The following is a 13297-nucleotide window of genomic DNA, read 5'->3' on the forward strand; positions in this document are numbered from 1 at the left end:
CCGGCATGTCCACGACGCGGACGTCCAACTTCAGGCGCGTCGCGCTTGATCACTTCGAGCCCGAGGCTGACATCGATCCCCAGGCTCAACGGCGCCTGCGCGGCCTTCTCGAACAGATCGACTACACCGCCTACGCCTCCAACAAGGAGGTGATCGGCGCCGTCATCGGCCACACCGATCCCGGCAAGTTCCAGCGCCTGGCGGTGGCCGCGGCGCATGCGCGCGCGGTGTGGGTGGCCGAGGCCCTGGCCGTCAGCGAGGCGACCCCCGCGATCAGCGCCGAACAGGCCGCCAAGCTCGCCCGCCTGCGCGGCGCCTACGAAGAGCTGACCGCCGCCTACGAAGCCATGCGCCGCATGGTCGAGCGCGGCTATCTGACGATCCGCCCCGCCGCCGCGAAATAGGCGTCAGAGACCGGGCAGCGCCTTCAGGGCGGCCACCAGCCTTTCCATGTCCGCCGCCGTGTTCACGAACCCGGGCGTCACCCGCACGCAGGCGCCCCTGGCCACGCCGAACCGCTCGATCGTGAAGATCCGGAACCGGTCGAACAGCAGCTCGCGCAAGGCGCGGTTCTCGGCTGCGCTGGTGCGGCCCTTCAAGCGGAACGAGGTCAGGCCCGCGTGCATCGCCGGATCGGGGGGCGTCAGGACCTCGTAGTCCGGATGGCCGCGGATCGCCTCGGCCCACAGGTCGCGCAGATAGCGCAGGCGATGGGCCTTGGCCGAAATGCCGATCGCCTCGTGCGCCTCGATCGCCTGGGCCGTCGCCAGCACCGCCGCATAGTTCACCGTGCCGGTGTGGACCCTCGCCTCGATCCGCGGGCTCGGCGCCTCCGACATCGACACGTCTATGTCGGCGATGCGGTCCTTGGCGATGTAGATCAGCCCCACGCCCAGGGGCGAGCCGATCCATTTGTGCAGGTTCAGGCCGGCGAAGGGCACGCCCAGGTCCGCCATGCGGAACTCCGCCTGGCCCAGGGCATGGCCGCCGTCGAGGATGACGTCGACGTCCCGCGACCGCGCCAGGGCGGCGATCTCGGCCACCGGCGGGATGAGGCCGGTGCGGTGGCTGAGGTGGGTCAGCAGCATCATCCGCACGTCGGGGTTGGCCTTGAGCGCGGCGTCGTAGGTCTCGATCAACGCCTCGCGGGTCGCAGGCTCCGGCAGGTCGATCTTCACCACCCGCACGCCGCGCCGGGCTTTCAGCCACTCCATCGCCGCCTGCATGGCGTCGTAGTCGAGGTCGGCGTAGAGCACCGCATCGCCGGCTTTCAGGCGGTTGTAGCCGCCGATCAGGGCCTGCAGCGACTCGGTGGCGCCGCGGGTGAAGACAATCTCGTCCACCGCCACGCCCAGCAGGGCCGCCGCCCGGGCGCGAACCGCCGCCAGGTCGGCCGCCACCGGCCCGCGGGTGTAGAGCGTAGTCTCGCGGTTCACGCGGGCGGTTGCCAGTTCGTATGCCGCGCGCGTGGATCGCGCCATGGCGCCGAACTGGCCGTTCTCAAGCTGCACCACCCCTGCCGGCGGGGGGTCATAGAGCGCGGCCACCCTCGCCCAGTGCGCCTCGTCCCGCGCCAGGGCGGCCCAGTCGCGCGTGGGGGGCGGGGGGAAGGCGGCGGCTGCGGGCGCCACGGCCGCGCCGGCCATGACGGCGCGTCGGGTGGGGGAGCTCATCGAAGGACCTGTCGAAACACGCGCTGGCGAACCGAAGGATGGCGCGGTTCTAGGCCGGCAATGTAGAGATTATTCGTCAGCGGCCGGCTGGGCGCCTTTCCAACGCCCCATATTTCCGCGAATGGTTCTCAACTATGAAGCGGTGGCTCTTTCTTGTGCTGGGGCTGGTCCTGACGGGGCTCGGGATCGTCGGCGCCTTCGTGCCGCTGATGCCCACCACCATCTTCCTGATCCTGGCCGCCGCCTGTTTCACCCACTCCTCGCCGCGGCTCGAGGCCTGGTTGCTCGACCACGCCCGCTTCGGCCCCACCCTGCGGGCCTGGCGCGAGAACGGGGCCATCCCGCCCAGGGCCAAGGCGCTGGCCTGCGCGGGCATGGCTTTCGGGTTTCTGGTCTTCTTCGCCGTGGTCCATCCCGGCCTGCCGCTGGCGCTGGGAGTCGGGGCGGCCCTGGCCGCCTGCGCGGCCTTCGTGCTCAGCCGCCCCAGCGGCCCGGCGGCGTCCTGATCAGAACGGCAGGGGCTTCAGGTCCGGCTCCACCCAGCCGCGCCGGGCCTCCACCGAGAACAGGACGGCCCTGGACCAGTAGGCCAGGAGCCAGTCGCTGCGGTCGAGGCCGCCGTCCAGCAGGGCCTGAACGGCCGCATGCACCGCGGTTTCAGGCGGCAGAGACGCGATCCCGGCGCGGACCGCCCGCAGGGAGGCCTGGGTGATCGTCTCGTGATAGCCCTCGGTGTCGGAGTTAACCCCGCCCACGGCTTCATTGTAGGCGCGGATCAGGCCCGGCATATCGCGCTCGGGCGCGATGTCGGGGCGGCGCATCACCAGCCAGGCGGCGGCGGCCACGTGGGCCGCATGGGTCCAGCGCGCCTTGGGCAAGGTCCGGGCGATCACGCCGTCGGCGATCTCTGCGACCTCGTCATCGGACGTGAAGTGGAGGCGGGTCATAGGTCAGGGTCTCTCTGGAAGGGCGCGGGCGCCCGGCGAGGCCCGTGGATGCGGCGCGCCGAATCCAAAACCCCCGCCAGGGCCGGCGGGGGTTTGCGGAGTTCTGGGTCTTGAAGTCGGCTCGCCGCCTCAGTCCCGGCCCACGCGGCCGCCCGCCGACATGCGGCGTTGCTGCTGCGTCTGCTGGATCAGGGCGTGAACCATGTGCGGCCGTGTGTCACGGCGCCGCCGGCCTCGTCAAGCCCGCCCCCGCCGCCCCTTCAGGCGCCCGCCGCCCATGCCTGGAATTCAGGCGTTTCCAGCAGGCGTTCGCAGTAGGCGCCAGCTGCGCCAAGGTCGCCGTAGTCGCTCAGGCGAACGCCATAGGTGTGAAAGCGGCTGGCCACCGGTGTGTAGAAGGCGTCGGCCACACCCCAGTCGGGTCCGCCCAGGAACGGCCCGCCGAAACGGTTCAGGAGATCGGACCAGAGCCTGACGATCCGTCGGACGTTGGCCTCGGTCGCCGGCGACAGGCTGGGGCGGTGGGGGGCGACGTCGAGCGCCAGCGGGCATTCGCCCCGCAGCGACTGGAAACCCGAGTGCATTTCGCACGCCGCCGCCCGGGCGAGGGCTCTGGCGTGCGGGTCCTGCGGCCAGAGCCGCGCCTGCGGGAACCGCTCGGCCAGGAACTCGCAGATGGCGAGGGAATCCCAGATCACGATCCCGTCGGTCTTCAGCGCCGGCACGAGACCCGAGGGCGAATGGGCCGCGATCGCCGGCTGGGTCACCCCCTCCTCTCGCAGTTCCACCAGCGTCTCGGTAAAATCGGCGCCGACGTGCTTGAGCACCAGCCACGGCCGCATCGACCAGCTCGACCACTTCCTGGTGCCGATGACGAGTTCCATGGGCGGGCTCCTGGCTGACGCCCCGCGTCCTAGGCCCTGGGGGGCGGCCTTGTCGAGAGTGGCCTCTCGACCTCACGAAATGCGCCTGACACATTCGGCCGACCACACTGGTTCGCCCGGCGGCTGTTCGGCTTCCGGGCCGGCGGTCACGAACCCGCTATTGGCGGAGCGTGACCGGCCACGGCTAGTGTGGCCGATTGACGACCGCCATAAGCGCGAATGCGCGACATGTGATTGGATTAGTGGAGGACTTTTGCCGATGACCGCTCCCGCCGCACCGACGGAGGCTCTCGCTGGCGCACCTGCGCCCGCCGCTGCAGGGGCCCTCCCAGACCACACGCCCGCCTCGATGACGGCGGGCTACCGGCGCTACGCCATGGGCCTGCTGCTCGGTATCTACATCATCAACTTCCTGGACCGGCAGGTGGTGAACATCCTGGCCGAGCCGATCAAGAACGACCTGGGCCTGGCCGACTGGCAGCTCGGGCTGATGAGCGGCCTGGCGTTCGCCCTGTTCTACACCGTGCTCGGGATCCCGATCGCCCGCCTCGCCGAGCGCCGCAACCGGCCGGTGATCATCGGCACGGCGATCGCCGCCTGGAGCGGCTTCACCATGCTCTGCGGCGCGGCGCAGAACTTCGTCCAGCTGATCCTGTTCCGGATCGGCGTGGGCGTGGGCGAAGCGGGCTGCACGCCCCCCGCCCACTCCCTGATCACCGACTATGTCCCCCGTGAGAAGCGGGCCTCGGCCCTGGCGTTCTACGCCATGGGTACGCCGCTCGGCGGGCTTCTGGGGCTGGTGATGGGCGGGCTGATCGCCGACGCCTACGGCTGGCGCACGGCCTTCCTGATCGCCGGGGCGCCCGGCCTTCTGTTCGCGATTCTGGCGGTGACCACCCTGCGCGAGCCGCGCAAGCAGCTCTCGGCCGAGATGCGCCGGATCGCCCACGCCAACCAGGCCAGCCTGGGCGCCACCCTGTCGCTGCTCGCCACCAAGCGGACCTTCTGGCTCATCGCGTTCGGCGCGGCGATCAAGGCCTTCATCGGCTACGGCCACGCCCCCTTCACCGCCTCGTTCTTCCTGCGCAACCACGGGCCGGAGATCGAGCGCCTGGCGTCCAATTTCGGCCTGCAGTCCCTTGGCTTCCTGGGGTTGGCGCTGGGCCTGCTGGCGGGAATCGCCGGCTCCATCTCCTCCCTGCTCGGCGGCTTCATCGCCGACCGCTACTCCAAGACCGACCTGCGCGGCTATGTGGCGGTGCCGGCGATCGCGTCGCTGATCGGCGTGCCGATCTTCTGCATGGCGATGCTCGCCCCCTCCGCCGTGATGGCCATGAGCATCCTGATCCTGAACGGGCTCCTGGGCTCGCTCTGGTACGGGCCGGTCTACGCGACGGGCCAGTCGATCGTGCCGCCGCACATGCGGGCGACGGCCTCGGCCATCCTGCTCTTCATCATCAACCTGATCGGCCTGGGGCTCGGCCCGCTGGCGGTGGGCATTCTCTCCGACGTGCTGTCCACGGGCATGGGCCTGGGCTCGGCCGAGGGCGTCCGCTGGGCGCTGATCCTGTCCACCCTGGCCGGCGTCGTCGCCTTCGCCCTGTTCTGGATCGCCCGCCGCACGATCCGTGAAGAAATGGAGAGCTGATCGCCTTCGGCGCCCGTCCGCCGAGCCGGGCGGGCGCCAAACGCGCGTTCGAAATCCCCCCTCGCCATTGCGACGGGCTTGCGGCTACAGTCGCCGCCCTTGCAGTGGATAATCAGCGTACGGGGGGATCGCTCATGGCGTTGGGCGCGAGCGGCACGGCGGCGGGACCCAAGCCCGTCTATTCCGACGGCTACAAGAACCTGGTCCTGGGCCTGCTGGTCACGGCCTACACCTTCAACTTCATCGACCGCACGATCATCGCCACCATCGGCGAGGCGATCAAAGTCGACCTGAAGATCACCGACACCCAGCTCGGCCTTCTCGGCGGGCTCTACTTCGCCCTGCTCTACACTCTGCTCGGCATCCCGATCGCGCGGCTGGCCGAACGGTTCAGCCGGGTGAACATCATCTCCCTGGCGATCCTGATCTGGTCGGGCTTCACGGCCCTGTGCGGCACCGCGCACAACTTCGCCATGCTGGCCGCCTACCGCTTCGGCGTGGGCTTCGGCGAGGCGGGCCTGTCGCCGCCGGCCCACTCGCTGATCTCCGACTACTACGAGCCCAAGAAGCGGGCCTCGGCCCTGGCGGTCTATTCCTTCGGCATTCCGCTCGGCACCATGTTCGGCGCCGTGGCCGGCGGGTGGCTGGCGCAGAACTTCTCCTGGCGGGTGGCCTTCATGCTGGTGGGCCTGCCGGGCATCCTGATCGCCGTGGCGATCAAGCTCCTGATCAAGGAGCCGCCCCGGGGCCATTCGGAGCCCGAACCGCACCCGAGCCTGGCCGAAGACGTCGCCGCCGAGGTGCACGAGCCGGCGCCTCCCAAGTTCTCCATGGCCAACGAGCTGAAGGAGATGGCCGCGGTCACCGGCATCCTGTTCGGCAAGTGGCCGGTCCTGCACATGGTGCTGGGCGTGACCCTGGCCTCCTTCGCCGGCTACGGCGCGGGCCAGTTCGCCCCGCCCTACTTCATCCGCACCTTCGGCCTCGACTACGCCCAGGTCGGCCTGATCACCGGCCTCGTCGGCGGCTTCTCGGCGGGGGTCGGCACCCTGGTCGGCGGCTTCCTCACAGACCGGCTCTCCAGGCGCAGCCCGCGCTGGTATCCCCTGACCCCGGCCATCGGCCTGACCATCGCCACGCCGATCTACATCGTGGCCTACACCCAATCGACCTGGGAGATGGCCGCCCTGATCCTCCTGGTGCCGGGCATCTTCCACTACACCTACCTCGGCCCGACGTTCGGGGTGGTTCAGAACATGGTCGACACGCGCCGCCGCGCGACGGCGACCGCGCTCCTGTTCTTCTTCCTGAACCTCCTGGCGCTCGGCGGGGGCCCGCCCTTCACCGGCTGGCTGATCGACCAGTTCGCCCAGTACGCCTTCGCCCATCCGGGGCAGACCGGCATCTGGTCGGCGCTGACCGGCATGTTCGGCGGCGGCGAGACGGCGGCGAGCTTCACAGCCGCCTGCCCCGGCGGGATCGCCCCGCAGGGCTCGCCCCAGGCCCTGGTCGATCAGTGTCAGGCCGCCTCGGCCCTCGCCACGCGCCAGGGCATCATCGTGACCTTCCTGTTCTACCTGTGGGCCGCCTTCCACTACCTCTTGGGCTCCTTCGGCCTGGTGAAGGCGCTGGCGGAGGCTCGCGTGGCCCGCGGCGAGGCCGCCTGAGGGGACAGGCTGTGGCGTGACGTCTTGACTCCGGGCCCGGCCCGGAGTCCAAGGCGCGCGTCATGATCCCTCGCTACGCCCGCCCCGACGCCGCCGCGATCTGGTCGCCCCAGACCCGCTTCAATATCATGTTCGAGATCGAGGCCCACGCCGCCGACGCGATGGCCGAGCTCGGCGTGATCCCCAAGATCGCCGCCGAGACGATCTGGGAGAAGGGCCGCGACGCGGTGTTCGACGTCGACCGCATCGACGAGATCGAGCGCGAGGTGAAGCACGACGTCATCGCCTTCCTGACCCATGTCACCGAGATCGTCGGCCCCGAGGCGCGATTCCTGCACCAGGGCATGACCAGCTCGGACGTCAACGATACGGCGCTGGCGGTGCAGCTCGCCCGGTCGACCGACCTCCTGATCGAGGACGTGGATCTGGTGCTCGCGGCCCTGAAGCGCCGGGCCTTCGAGCACAAGCTGACCCCCTGCGTCGGCCGCAGCCACGGCATCCACGCCGAACCCACCACCTTCGGCCTCAAGCTCGCCGGACACTACGCCGAGTTCCAGCGCGCCAAGGAGCGCCTGGCCATGGCGCGGTTCGAGATCGCCACCTGCGCCATCTCCGGCGCCGTCGGCACCTTCGCCAACGTGGATCCGCGGGTCGAGGCTCACGTCGCCGAGAAGATGGGGCTGGCCGTCGAGCCGGTGTCCACCCAGGTGATTCCGCGCGACCGTCACGCGGCCTATTTCGCGGCCCTGGGCGTGGTCGCCTCCTCCATCGAGCGGCTGGCGGTGGAGATCCGCCACCTGCAGCGCACCGAGGTGCTCGAGGCCGAGGAGCCCTTTGATCCCGGCCAGAAGGGATCGAGCGCCATGCCGCACAAGCGCAACCCGATCCTGACGGAAAACCTGACGGGGCTAGCGCGCCTGATCCGCTCGGCCGTCGTCCCGGCCATGGAGAACGTGGCGCTCTGGCACGAACGCGACATCAGCCATTCTTCGGTGGAGCGGGGCATCGCGCCGGACGCCACGGTGCACATGGACTTCGCCCTGCGCCGCCTGGCCGGCGTCGTCGAGCGGCTGGTGATCTACCCGGAGAACATGCTGAGGAACCTCGACCGCCTCGGCGGCCTGGTGCATTCCCAGCGCGTGCTGCTGGCCCTGACCCAGAAGGGCGTCAGCCGCGAGGACGCCTATCGCGCCGTCCAGGGCAACGCCATGAAGGTCTGGCGCGGCGAGGGCCAGTTCCTCGACTTCCTGAAGGCCGATCCGATCGTACGGCCGAACCTGACCGACGCCGAACTCTCAGAGCTGTTCGACCTCGGCTATCACTTCAAGAACCTCGACGTGATCTTCGAGCGCGTGTTCGGCCGGGGCTGAGGCCCCGGCCGCCGCCGCCACGGCTTAGCTGTAGCGGAATTCCGCCCCGTCCAGGTCGATCGCCGGAAGCTCGTCCTTTTCGGCCCAGTAGTCCTGGGTGTGCTGCCACTCGGGCTTGTCGCCGCGCTTGGGCAGCAGGTGCATCGCGCGCATCAGATAGCCCGGGTTGAAGTTCTCCGGGTCGATCCAGTCGAGCAGCGGCATGTCCTTGTCCTCGGGACGCAGGGCCACCTCGACCTTCTTCGCGCCTTTGTCCTGCATGTGCTTGAGCAGCCGGCAGACGAAGTCGCCGATCAGGTCCGCCCGCAGGGTCCAGCTCGCGCGGAAATAGCCGAACACCCAGATCATGTTGGGCACGCCGGTGAACATCATCCCGCGATAGGTCACGGTGTCGGCGAAGTTCAGCGGCTTGCCGTCGATGGTGAAGTCGATGTCGCCCAGGACGTTCAGGTTGAAGCCGGTTGCGGTCACGATCACGTCCGCCTCCAGTTCCTCGCCCGACTTCAGCAGAATGCCCTTCTCGGTGAAGCGGTCGATCTCGTCGGTGACCACCGACACCTTGCCCTTGCGGGCGGCCTGGAAGAGGTCGCCGTCCGGGATGAAGGCGATGCGCTGGCGCCAGGGCCGGTAGCGCGGCGTGAAGTGCTTTTCGACCAGGTCCTCGGGCAGGAAGGCCCGGACGCCGGCCAGGAGCTCGTTCTTCACCGTCTCGGGCTCCTCGAAGGAGCGGCGGGTGAAGGCGGCCTGATCGTGCAGGATCTTGCGGCGAACGATCTCGTGGATCCAGTCCGGATCGATCTCCAGCTCGCGGAGGGTGTCGGCCAGCTCGTTGGCGTTGCGGCCCGGGATGAAATATGTGGGCGAGCGCTGCAGCAGGGTCACGTGCGCGCACTCGTCGGCGATGTTGGGCACCAGGGTCGCGGCGGTGGCGCCCGAGCCGATCACCAGCACCTTCTTGCCTTTGAGGTCCAGGTCCTGCGGCCAGGTCTGCGGATGGACGATCCGGCCCTTGTAGGTCTCCATCCCGTCCCAGTCCGGAGTGTAGCCTTCGGAGTGGCGGTAGTAGCCCTGGCACATCCAGAGGAAGTTGGTGGTGAAGCGGACCGTCTCGCCGGTGTCCTTGCGCACCGCCTCGATGGTCCAAAGTCCGTCCTTGCTGGACCAGGTGGCGGCCTTGATGGTGTGGCCGTAGCGGATGTGGCGGCCGAGGTCGTTGTCCTCGATCACCTCGCCCATGTACTTCAGGATCTCGTCGGCGGTGGCGATCGGCGTGCCGACCCAGGGCTTGAACCGGTAGCCGAAGGTGTACAGGTCGCTGTCGGAACGGATGCCGGGGTACTTGTGGGTCAGCCAGGTGCCGCCGAAGCTCTCCAGCGTCTCAAGCACCACGAAGCTCTTGCCGGGGCACTGCTTTGTCAGGTGGTAGGCGCCCCCGATTCCGGAAATCCCCGCCCCGACGATGAGGACGTCGAAGTGTTCGGTCTTGGTCTGCGCTGGCTTCTCGAGCGTAGCGGTCGCGGTCATCGGCCCTTGGTTCCATCCCTGATGCCGGCCCCCGTTCCGGAGCGCCGACGGTTTCCTCGCCGCCGAACTCTCAGGCCTCGGCGGATCGCCACCTTGATAAAGATCAAGATAACTGAACATTGATAACCAATGTCGCAGGCGCCGCCAAGAGCGTTCGAACGCTTGTTCGTCAGGAGCCCTTAAAGCCCGGCCCCGGGCGGGTTTCCACGTCGCGCGCGTCCACCGGCTCGCCGCAGGCCGAGCAGGTCGTCACCGGATGGAAGTCGTGGCCGCAAGCCCTGTGCCGGTGCAGGATCGGCGGGCCCGCCTCGCCCGCATAGTGCCGGTCGCCCCAGCGAACGATCGCCATGACGACCGGATAGAGGTCGAACCCCTTGTCCGTCAGCCGGTAGTCGTAGCGCGCCGGCCCGTCCTGGTAGGGGACCTTGCGCAGCACCCCCTCCTCGACGAGCAGCTTCAGGCGGTCGGCGACGATGGTGCGGGAGATGCCGAGCCGGGCCTGGAAGGCTTCGAACCGGCGAACGCCGAGGAAGCAGTCGCGCAGGATCATCAGCGTCCACCGGTCGCCGATCACCGCCAGCGAACGGGCCACCGAACAGGGCTCCTTGGCCAGGTCGTCCCACTTCATCGCCGTGCTCCTTGCCCCCGCCCCTGGCTTCCCATTGACCGGGTCCAGTTTCAATACCATAGTCCGTCCAGTTTCTAAACTTACAGGAGGTCGCCGGTGGAAAGAACAGCCGGGTCCAAGGGCGTCTGCCTGGTGGTGGGCGCCGGGGACGGGGTCGGCGGGGCGATCGCCCGCGCCTTCGCGGCCGAGGGGCACGAGGTCTGCGTCACGCGCCGCGCGCGCAACCTCGACCAGCTTCAGAGTCTGGCCGAGACGATCCGCCAGTCGGGGGGCAAGGCCCGCGCCTATGGCGTCGACGCCAGGTCCGAAGCCGAGATGGTCGGCCTGTTCGACGCGATCGAGCGCGACGTCGGCCCGTTGGAGGTGGTGGTCTTCAACATCGGCGCGAACGTGCGCTTCGGCGTGGTGGAGACCACCTCGCGGGTCTTCACCAAGGTCTGGGAGATGGCCTGCTTCGCCGGATTCCTCACGGGGCGGGAGGCCGCCCGGGTGATGACGCCCCGCGGCCGCGGCAGCATCCTGTTCACCGGGGCCACGGCCAGCCTGCGCGGGCGCGAGGGGTTCTCGGCCTTCGCCGCCGCCAAGCACGGCCTGCGCGCGGTCGCGCAGAGCATGGCCCGCGAACTCGGGCCCAAGGGAATCCACGTGGCCCACGTGGTCGTCGACGGCGCCATCGACGGCGTCTTCACCCGCGCCAACCGGCCCGACGTCGAGGACCTCCTGGCCCGCGACCAGATCCTCAAGCCCGAGGAGATCGCCCGCAGCTACGTGATGCTGCACAACCAACAGCGCTCGGCCTGGACCCACGAGATGGACCTTCGGCCCTGGTCCGAGGCCTGGTGAGAGGAAAGCCCCGACATGTCGAAAACCGTCGAGTTCATCTTCGACTTCGGCAGCCCCAACGCCTATCTGGCCTTGAAGGTGCTGCCGCAGATCGCCGCGCGCGCCGGCGCCGAGATCAAGCTCGTCCCTTGCCTCCTGGGCGGCATCTTCAAGCTCACCGGCAACCAGCCGCCGATGGTCGCCTTCGGCCCGGTGAAGGGAAAGCTGGAGTACGAGGCCCTGGAGACGCGGCGCTTCGTGGCCAGGCACGGCCTGTCCGCCTACCGCTTCAATCCGCACTTTCCGGTCAACACCCTGCTGATCATGCGCGGCATGATCGCCGCGGAGCGGGCGGGGGTGGGCCAGCGCTACCTGGACGCGGTCCTGGCGGCGATGTGGGAGGACGGCCAGAAGATGGACGACCCGCAGGTCTTCACCCGCGTGCTCGACGCCGCCGGCCTAGACGGCCAGGCGCTGCTGGACGCAACCCAGGAGCCGGAGGTGAAGGCCGCCCTCATGGCCAACACAGAGGCCGCCGCGGCCCGCGGCGTCTTCGGCATCCCCACCTTCTTCGTCGGCGAGGAGATGTTCTTCGGCAAGGACCGGCTGGGCCAGGTCGAGGAGGCCCTGAGCGCCGCCTAGCCTTCGGGCTTGGCCCTGTCGAACGGGCGCCAGTCGGCGCACGGGGCGCGGCGGTAGACGCCGGCGTTGCGAGTCATCATGCCGTGCCCGACGAGTTCCCGGCGCAGGGTGGCGCTGTCCCAATGGCGCGCCTGCAGCCGCGCATTGACCTCCGCTTCCGGATAGTCCCGACCTTCCTCGAAGGCCTCCATCAGCCACTCCAGCACCACCCAGCGCTTGCGCCGGCTGGCGGGAATGGTCTTCAGCCGGCCCTCGGCGTCGATGAAGCCGGAGAGGATCTTGGCGTCCCGGGACTCTGCGGGCGCGGCCAGGGCGTTCATGGTCCGCGGCTCCAGGAGGGCCCGGTTGAGCTCGGCCAGCGCCGCGGGCTCCAGGGCGTGCCAGCGCACCACCCCTTCCGGACGCACGCTGACCAGGCCGATGGCCTTCAGCGCCGCCAGATGGTGCGAGACGGTCGGCTCGCTCAAGCCGAGGGTCTCGGCCAATTCCTGGACGCTGCGCTCGCGTTCGGCGAGCAGACCCACGATCCGCAGCCGGCTCTCGTTCGCCATAGCCTTGAAGAAGGCGAGCAGGGTGTGAAGATCCTCGTCAGCCACGACGCGCTCCTTCGAAAGATATCTAATTAGATGGATATCAAAGTTTGCGCGCGCGCGAAAGCCCCGCACGGGGCGGAGCAGGTGTCCGATGGGAAGGGGGGGAGTCGGCCGGTCCCATCGCGATCCGAGGGGCTGGGGGGCTGTTCAGGATCCGGAGCGCGAGGTGTCTGACCGGCCGACGATGCATTTGTCGCCACCCGGTGCGGCGCAGAAAGGTCCGCAAAAAGGCCATTTCACGGCGGGCTGCAGCTCGCCGGCTGTGTCCGCCAGGGCACAGGGGGCCGCCTTCTTTCGGCCAAGCTTCCTGAAATCGTTTGTGGTCGAACCGTCGCCGCACGATAAGAACCGCAACGAGAGCTTGCGGCCCTGAGTCAGGGTCGTGGGGCAAGGGGGTCCGCGGCGCTTCCGAGGCTTGCCTCGCGCGGATAGATCGAAGCGGCGAAGGGCGACCCCTAGGGTCGCCTTTTTTGCATCCGCTCTTTCAGGTTTCTGAGATCTGGGAAAGCGCGGCCCGCAGGCCGCGGCGGGACTATTGTCCCGCCTTCACCTGTTCGCGCGCCTGGGCCAGGAGTTCGGCCATCTTCATGCGCACGTCGCCTTCGGTGATCTGCACGCCCGAGCCCTTGAGGTCCTCGAACACCTTGCGCAGCACGTCCTCGTCGCCTGGCAGCTCCAGGTCCGACTTCACCACGGCGCGGGAATACTCGGCCACGCGATCGCCTTGCAGGCCCATCAGACCGGCCGCCCACTCGCCGAGCATGCGGTTGCGCCGGGCTCCGGCCCTGAACTCTTGTTCCTGATCGAGCGCGAACTTTTTCTCGAAGCCCTGCTCACGATCGTCGAAGGTCGTCATGGTTTCCCCGGGAAGCGGTACGGTCGGCGTTGCATACTCTGCG

The 13297-nt window shown here is 69.0% G+C and carries 14 protein-coding genes; 7 read left to right on the forward strand and 7 right to left on the reverse strand.

What is annotated here, in order from left to right:
• The first annotated feature begins 5 nt into the window (after nucleotides 1–5).
• A complete protein-coding gene (locus ACK4YQ_RS13015; RefSeq protein ID WP_409611841.1) occupies nucleotides 6–404 on the forward strand; it encodes a hypothetical protein in 399 nt (132 codons plus the stop codon).
• Nucleotides 405–407: 3 nt separating this feature from the next.
• Here ACK4YQ_RS13015 and ACK4YQ_RS13020 read toward each other — a convergent pair whose 3' ends face one another.
• Entirely contained in the window at nucleotides 408–1673 is a 1266-nt protein-coding gene (locus ACK4YQ_RS13020; RefSeq protein WP_409611842.1) for an aminotransferase class V-fold PLP-dependent enzyme, read from the reverse strand.
• Nucleotides 1674–1807: 134 nt separating this feature from the next.
• On the opposite strand from ACK4YQ_RS13020, the gene ACK4YQ_RS13025 reads away from it, so the two are divergent.
• A complete protein-coding gene (locus ACK4YQ_RS13025) occupies nucleotides 1808–2179 on the forward strand; it encodes a YbaN family protein (protein WP_409611843.1) in 372 nt (123 codons plus the stop codon).
• Here the strand turns inward: ACK4YQ_RS13025 and ACK4YQ_RS13030 are convergent, their stop codons facing one another.
• Both ACK4YQ_RS13030 and ACK4YQ_RS13035 read right to left on the reverse strand, forming a co-directional pair.
• Nucleotides 2180–2620: a hypothetical protein gene (locus tag ACK4YQ_RS13030; RefSeq protein WP_409611844.1), complete on the reverse strand. Its 441-nt coding sequence runs from the start codon at nucleotides 2618–2620 to the stop codon at nucleotides 2180–2182.
• A 260-nt stretch (nucleotides 2621–2880) separates the two neighbouring features.
• Complete coding sequence (locus ACK4YQ_RS13035) at nucleotides 2881–3504, reverse strand: glutathione S-transferase family protein (protein ID WP_409611845.1); 624 nt, start codon at nucleotides 3502–3504, stop codon at nucleotides 2881–2883.
• Nucleotides 3505–3853: 349 nt separating this feature from the next.
• On the opposite strand from ACK4YQ_RS13035, the gene ACK4YQ_RS13040 reads away from it, so the two are divergent.
• From ACK4YQ_RS13040 to purB, 3 genes are all read left to right on the forward strand, one after another.
• Nucleotides 3854–5152 (forward strand): spinster family MFS transporter, encoded by a 1299-nt coding sequence (locus tag ACK4YQ_RS13040; protein ID WP_409611846.1) that lies wholly within the window; start codon nucleotides 3854–3856, stop codon nucleotides 5150–5152.
• A gap of 134 nt (nucleotides 5153–5286) precedes the next feature.
• On the forward strand, nucleotides 5287–6819 hold the full coding sequence (locus ACK4YQ_RS13045; RefSeq protein WP_409611847.1) for a spinster family MFS transporter: 1533 nt from the start codon (nucleotides 5287–5289) through the stop codon (nucleotides 6817–6819).
• Between the two features lie 62 nt (nucleotides 6820–6881).
• Nucleotides 6882–8189 (forward strand): adenylosuccinate lyase, encoded by a 1308-nt coding sequence (gene purB / locus ACK4YQ_RS13050; RefSeq protein WP_409611848.1) that lies wholly within the window; start codon nucleotides 6882–6884, stop codon nucleotides 8187–8189.
• 24 nt (nucleotides 8190–8213) lie between these two features.
• Here purB and ACK4YQ_RS13055 read toward each other — a convergent pair whose 3' ends face one another.
• A complete protein-coding gene (locus ACK4YQ_RS13055; protein ID WP_409611849.1) occupies nucleotides 8214–9713 on the reverse strand; it encodes a flavin-containing monooxygenase in 1500 nt (499 codons plus the stop codon).
• Nucleotides 9714–9882: 169 nt separating this feature from the next.
• Entirely contained in the window at nucleotides 9883–10341 is a 459-nt protein-coding gene (locus ACK4YQ_RS13060; RefSeq protein ID WP_409611850.1) for a winged helix-turn-helix transcriptional regulator, read from the reverse strand.
• 96 nt (nucleotides 10342–10437) lie between these two features.
• On the opposite strand from ACK4YQ_RS13060, the gene ACK4YQ_RS13065 reads away from it, so the two are divergent.
• Both ACK4YQ_RS13065 and ACK4YQ_RS13070 read left to right on the forward strand, forming a co-directional pair.
• Nucleotides 10438–11184, forward strand: a complete 747-nt coding sequence (locus ACK4YQ_RS13065) for an SDR family NAD(P)-dependent oxidoreductase (protein WP_409611851.1) — start codon at nucleotides 10438–10440, stop codon at nucleotides 11182–11184.
• Between the two features lie 15 nt (nucleotides 11185–11199).
• Nucleotides 11200–11805 carry a 2-hydroxychromene-2-carboxylate isomerase gene (locus ACK4YQ_RS13070; RefSeq protein WP_409611852.1) on the forward strand — a complete coding sequence of 202 codons (606 nt, stop codon included), beginning with the start codon at nucleotides 11200–11202 and terminating at the stop codon, nucleotides 11803–11805.
• On the opposite strand, the gene ACK4YQ_RS13075 is transcribed toward ACK4YQ_RS13070, so the two are convergent.
• The gene (locus tag ACK4YQ_RS13075) at nucleotides 11802–12401 is read right to left on the reverse strand and encodes a metalloregulator ArsR/SmtB family transcription factor (protein WP_409611853.1); all 600 of its coding nucleotides are present in this window, start codon (nucleotides 12399–12401) and stop codon (nucleotides 11802–11804) included. The genes ACK4YQ_RS13070 and ACK4YQ_RS13075 overlap by 4 nt on opposite strands.
• 529 nt (nucleotides 12402–12930) lie before the next feature.
• A complete protein-coding gene (locus tag ACK4YQ_RS13080) occupies nucleotides 12931–13254 on the reverse strand; it encodes a DUF1476 domain-containing protein (RefSeq protein ID WP_409611854.1) in 324 nt (107 codons plus the stop codon).
• Between the last annotated feature and the right edge of the window lie 43 nt (nucleotides 13255–13297).

Origin of the sequence: Phenylobacterium sp. (assembly GCF_046291545.1) — a bacterium.
Lineage (GTDB): Bacteria > Pseudomonadota > Alphaproteobacteria > Caulobacterales > Caulobacteraceae > Phenylobacterium.

What these genes read in the sequence shown, in the direction of transcription:
- purB (WP_409611848.1), top strand. Translation starts at nt 6,882, where the DNA reads ATGATCCCTCGCTACGCCCGCCCCGACGCCGCCGCGATCTGGTCGCCC.
- ACK4YQ_RS13055 (WP_409611849.1), bottom strand. Translation starts at nt 9,713, where the DNA reads ATGACCGCGACCGCTACGCTCGAGAAGCCAGCGCAGACCAAGACCGAA.
- ACK4YQ_RS13060 (WP_409611850.1), bottom strand. Translation starts at nt 10,341, where the DNA reads ATGAAGTGGGACGACCTGGCCAAGGAGCCCTGTTCGGTGGCCCGTTCG.
- ACK4YQ_RS13020 (WP_409611842.1), bottom strand. Translation starts at nt 1,673, where the DNA reads ATGAGCTCCCCCACCCGACGCGCCGTCATGGCCGGCGCGGCCGTGGCG.
- ACK4YQ_RS13045 (WP_409611847.1), top strand. Translation starts at nt 5,287, where the DNA reads ATGGCGTTGGGCGCGAGCGGCACGGCGGCGGGACCCAAGCCCGTCTAT.
- ACK4YQ_RS13040 (WP_409611846.1), top strand. Translation starts at nt 3,854, where the DNA reads ATGACGGCGGGCTACCGGCGCTACGCCATGGGCCTGCTGCTCGGTATC.
- ACK4YQ_RS13080 (WP_409611854.1), bottom strand. Translation starts at nt 13,254, where the DNA reads ATGACGACCTTCGACGATCGTGAGCAGGGCTTCGAGAAAAAGTTCGCG.
- ACK4YQ_RS13025 (WP_409611843.1), top strand. Translation starts at nt 1,808, where the DNA reads ATGAAGCGGTGGCTCTTTCTTGTGCTGGGGCTGGTCCTGACGGGGCTC.
- ACK4YQ_RS13070 (WP_409611852.1), top strand. Translation starts at nt 11,200, where the DNA reads ATGTCGAAAACCGTCGAGTTCATCTTCGACTTCGGCAGCCCCAACGCC.
- ACK4YQ_RS13035 (WP_409611845.1), bottom strand. Translation starts at nt 3,504, where the DNA reads ATGGAACTCGTCATCGGCACCAGGAAGTGGTCGAGCTGGTCGATGCGG.
- ACK4YQ_RS13015 (WP_409611841.1), top strand. Translation starts at nt 6, where the DNA reads ATGTCCACGACGCGGACGTCCAACTTCAGGCGCGTCGCGCTTGATCAC.
- ACK4YQ_RS13030 (WP_409611844.1), bottom strand. Translation starts at nt 2,620, where the DNA reads ATGACCCGCCTCCACTTCACGTCCGATGACGAGGTCGCAGAGATCGCC.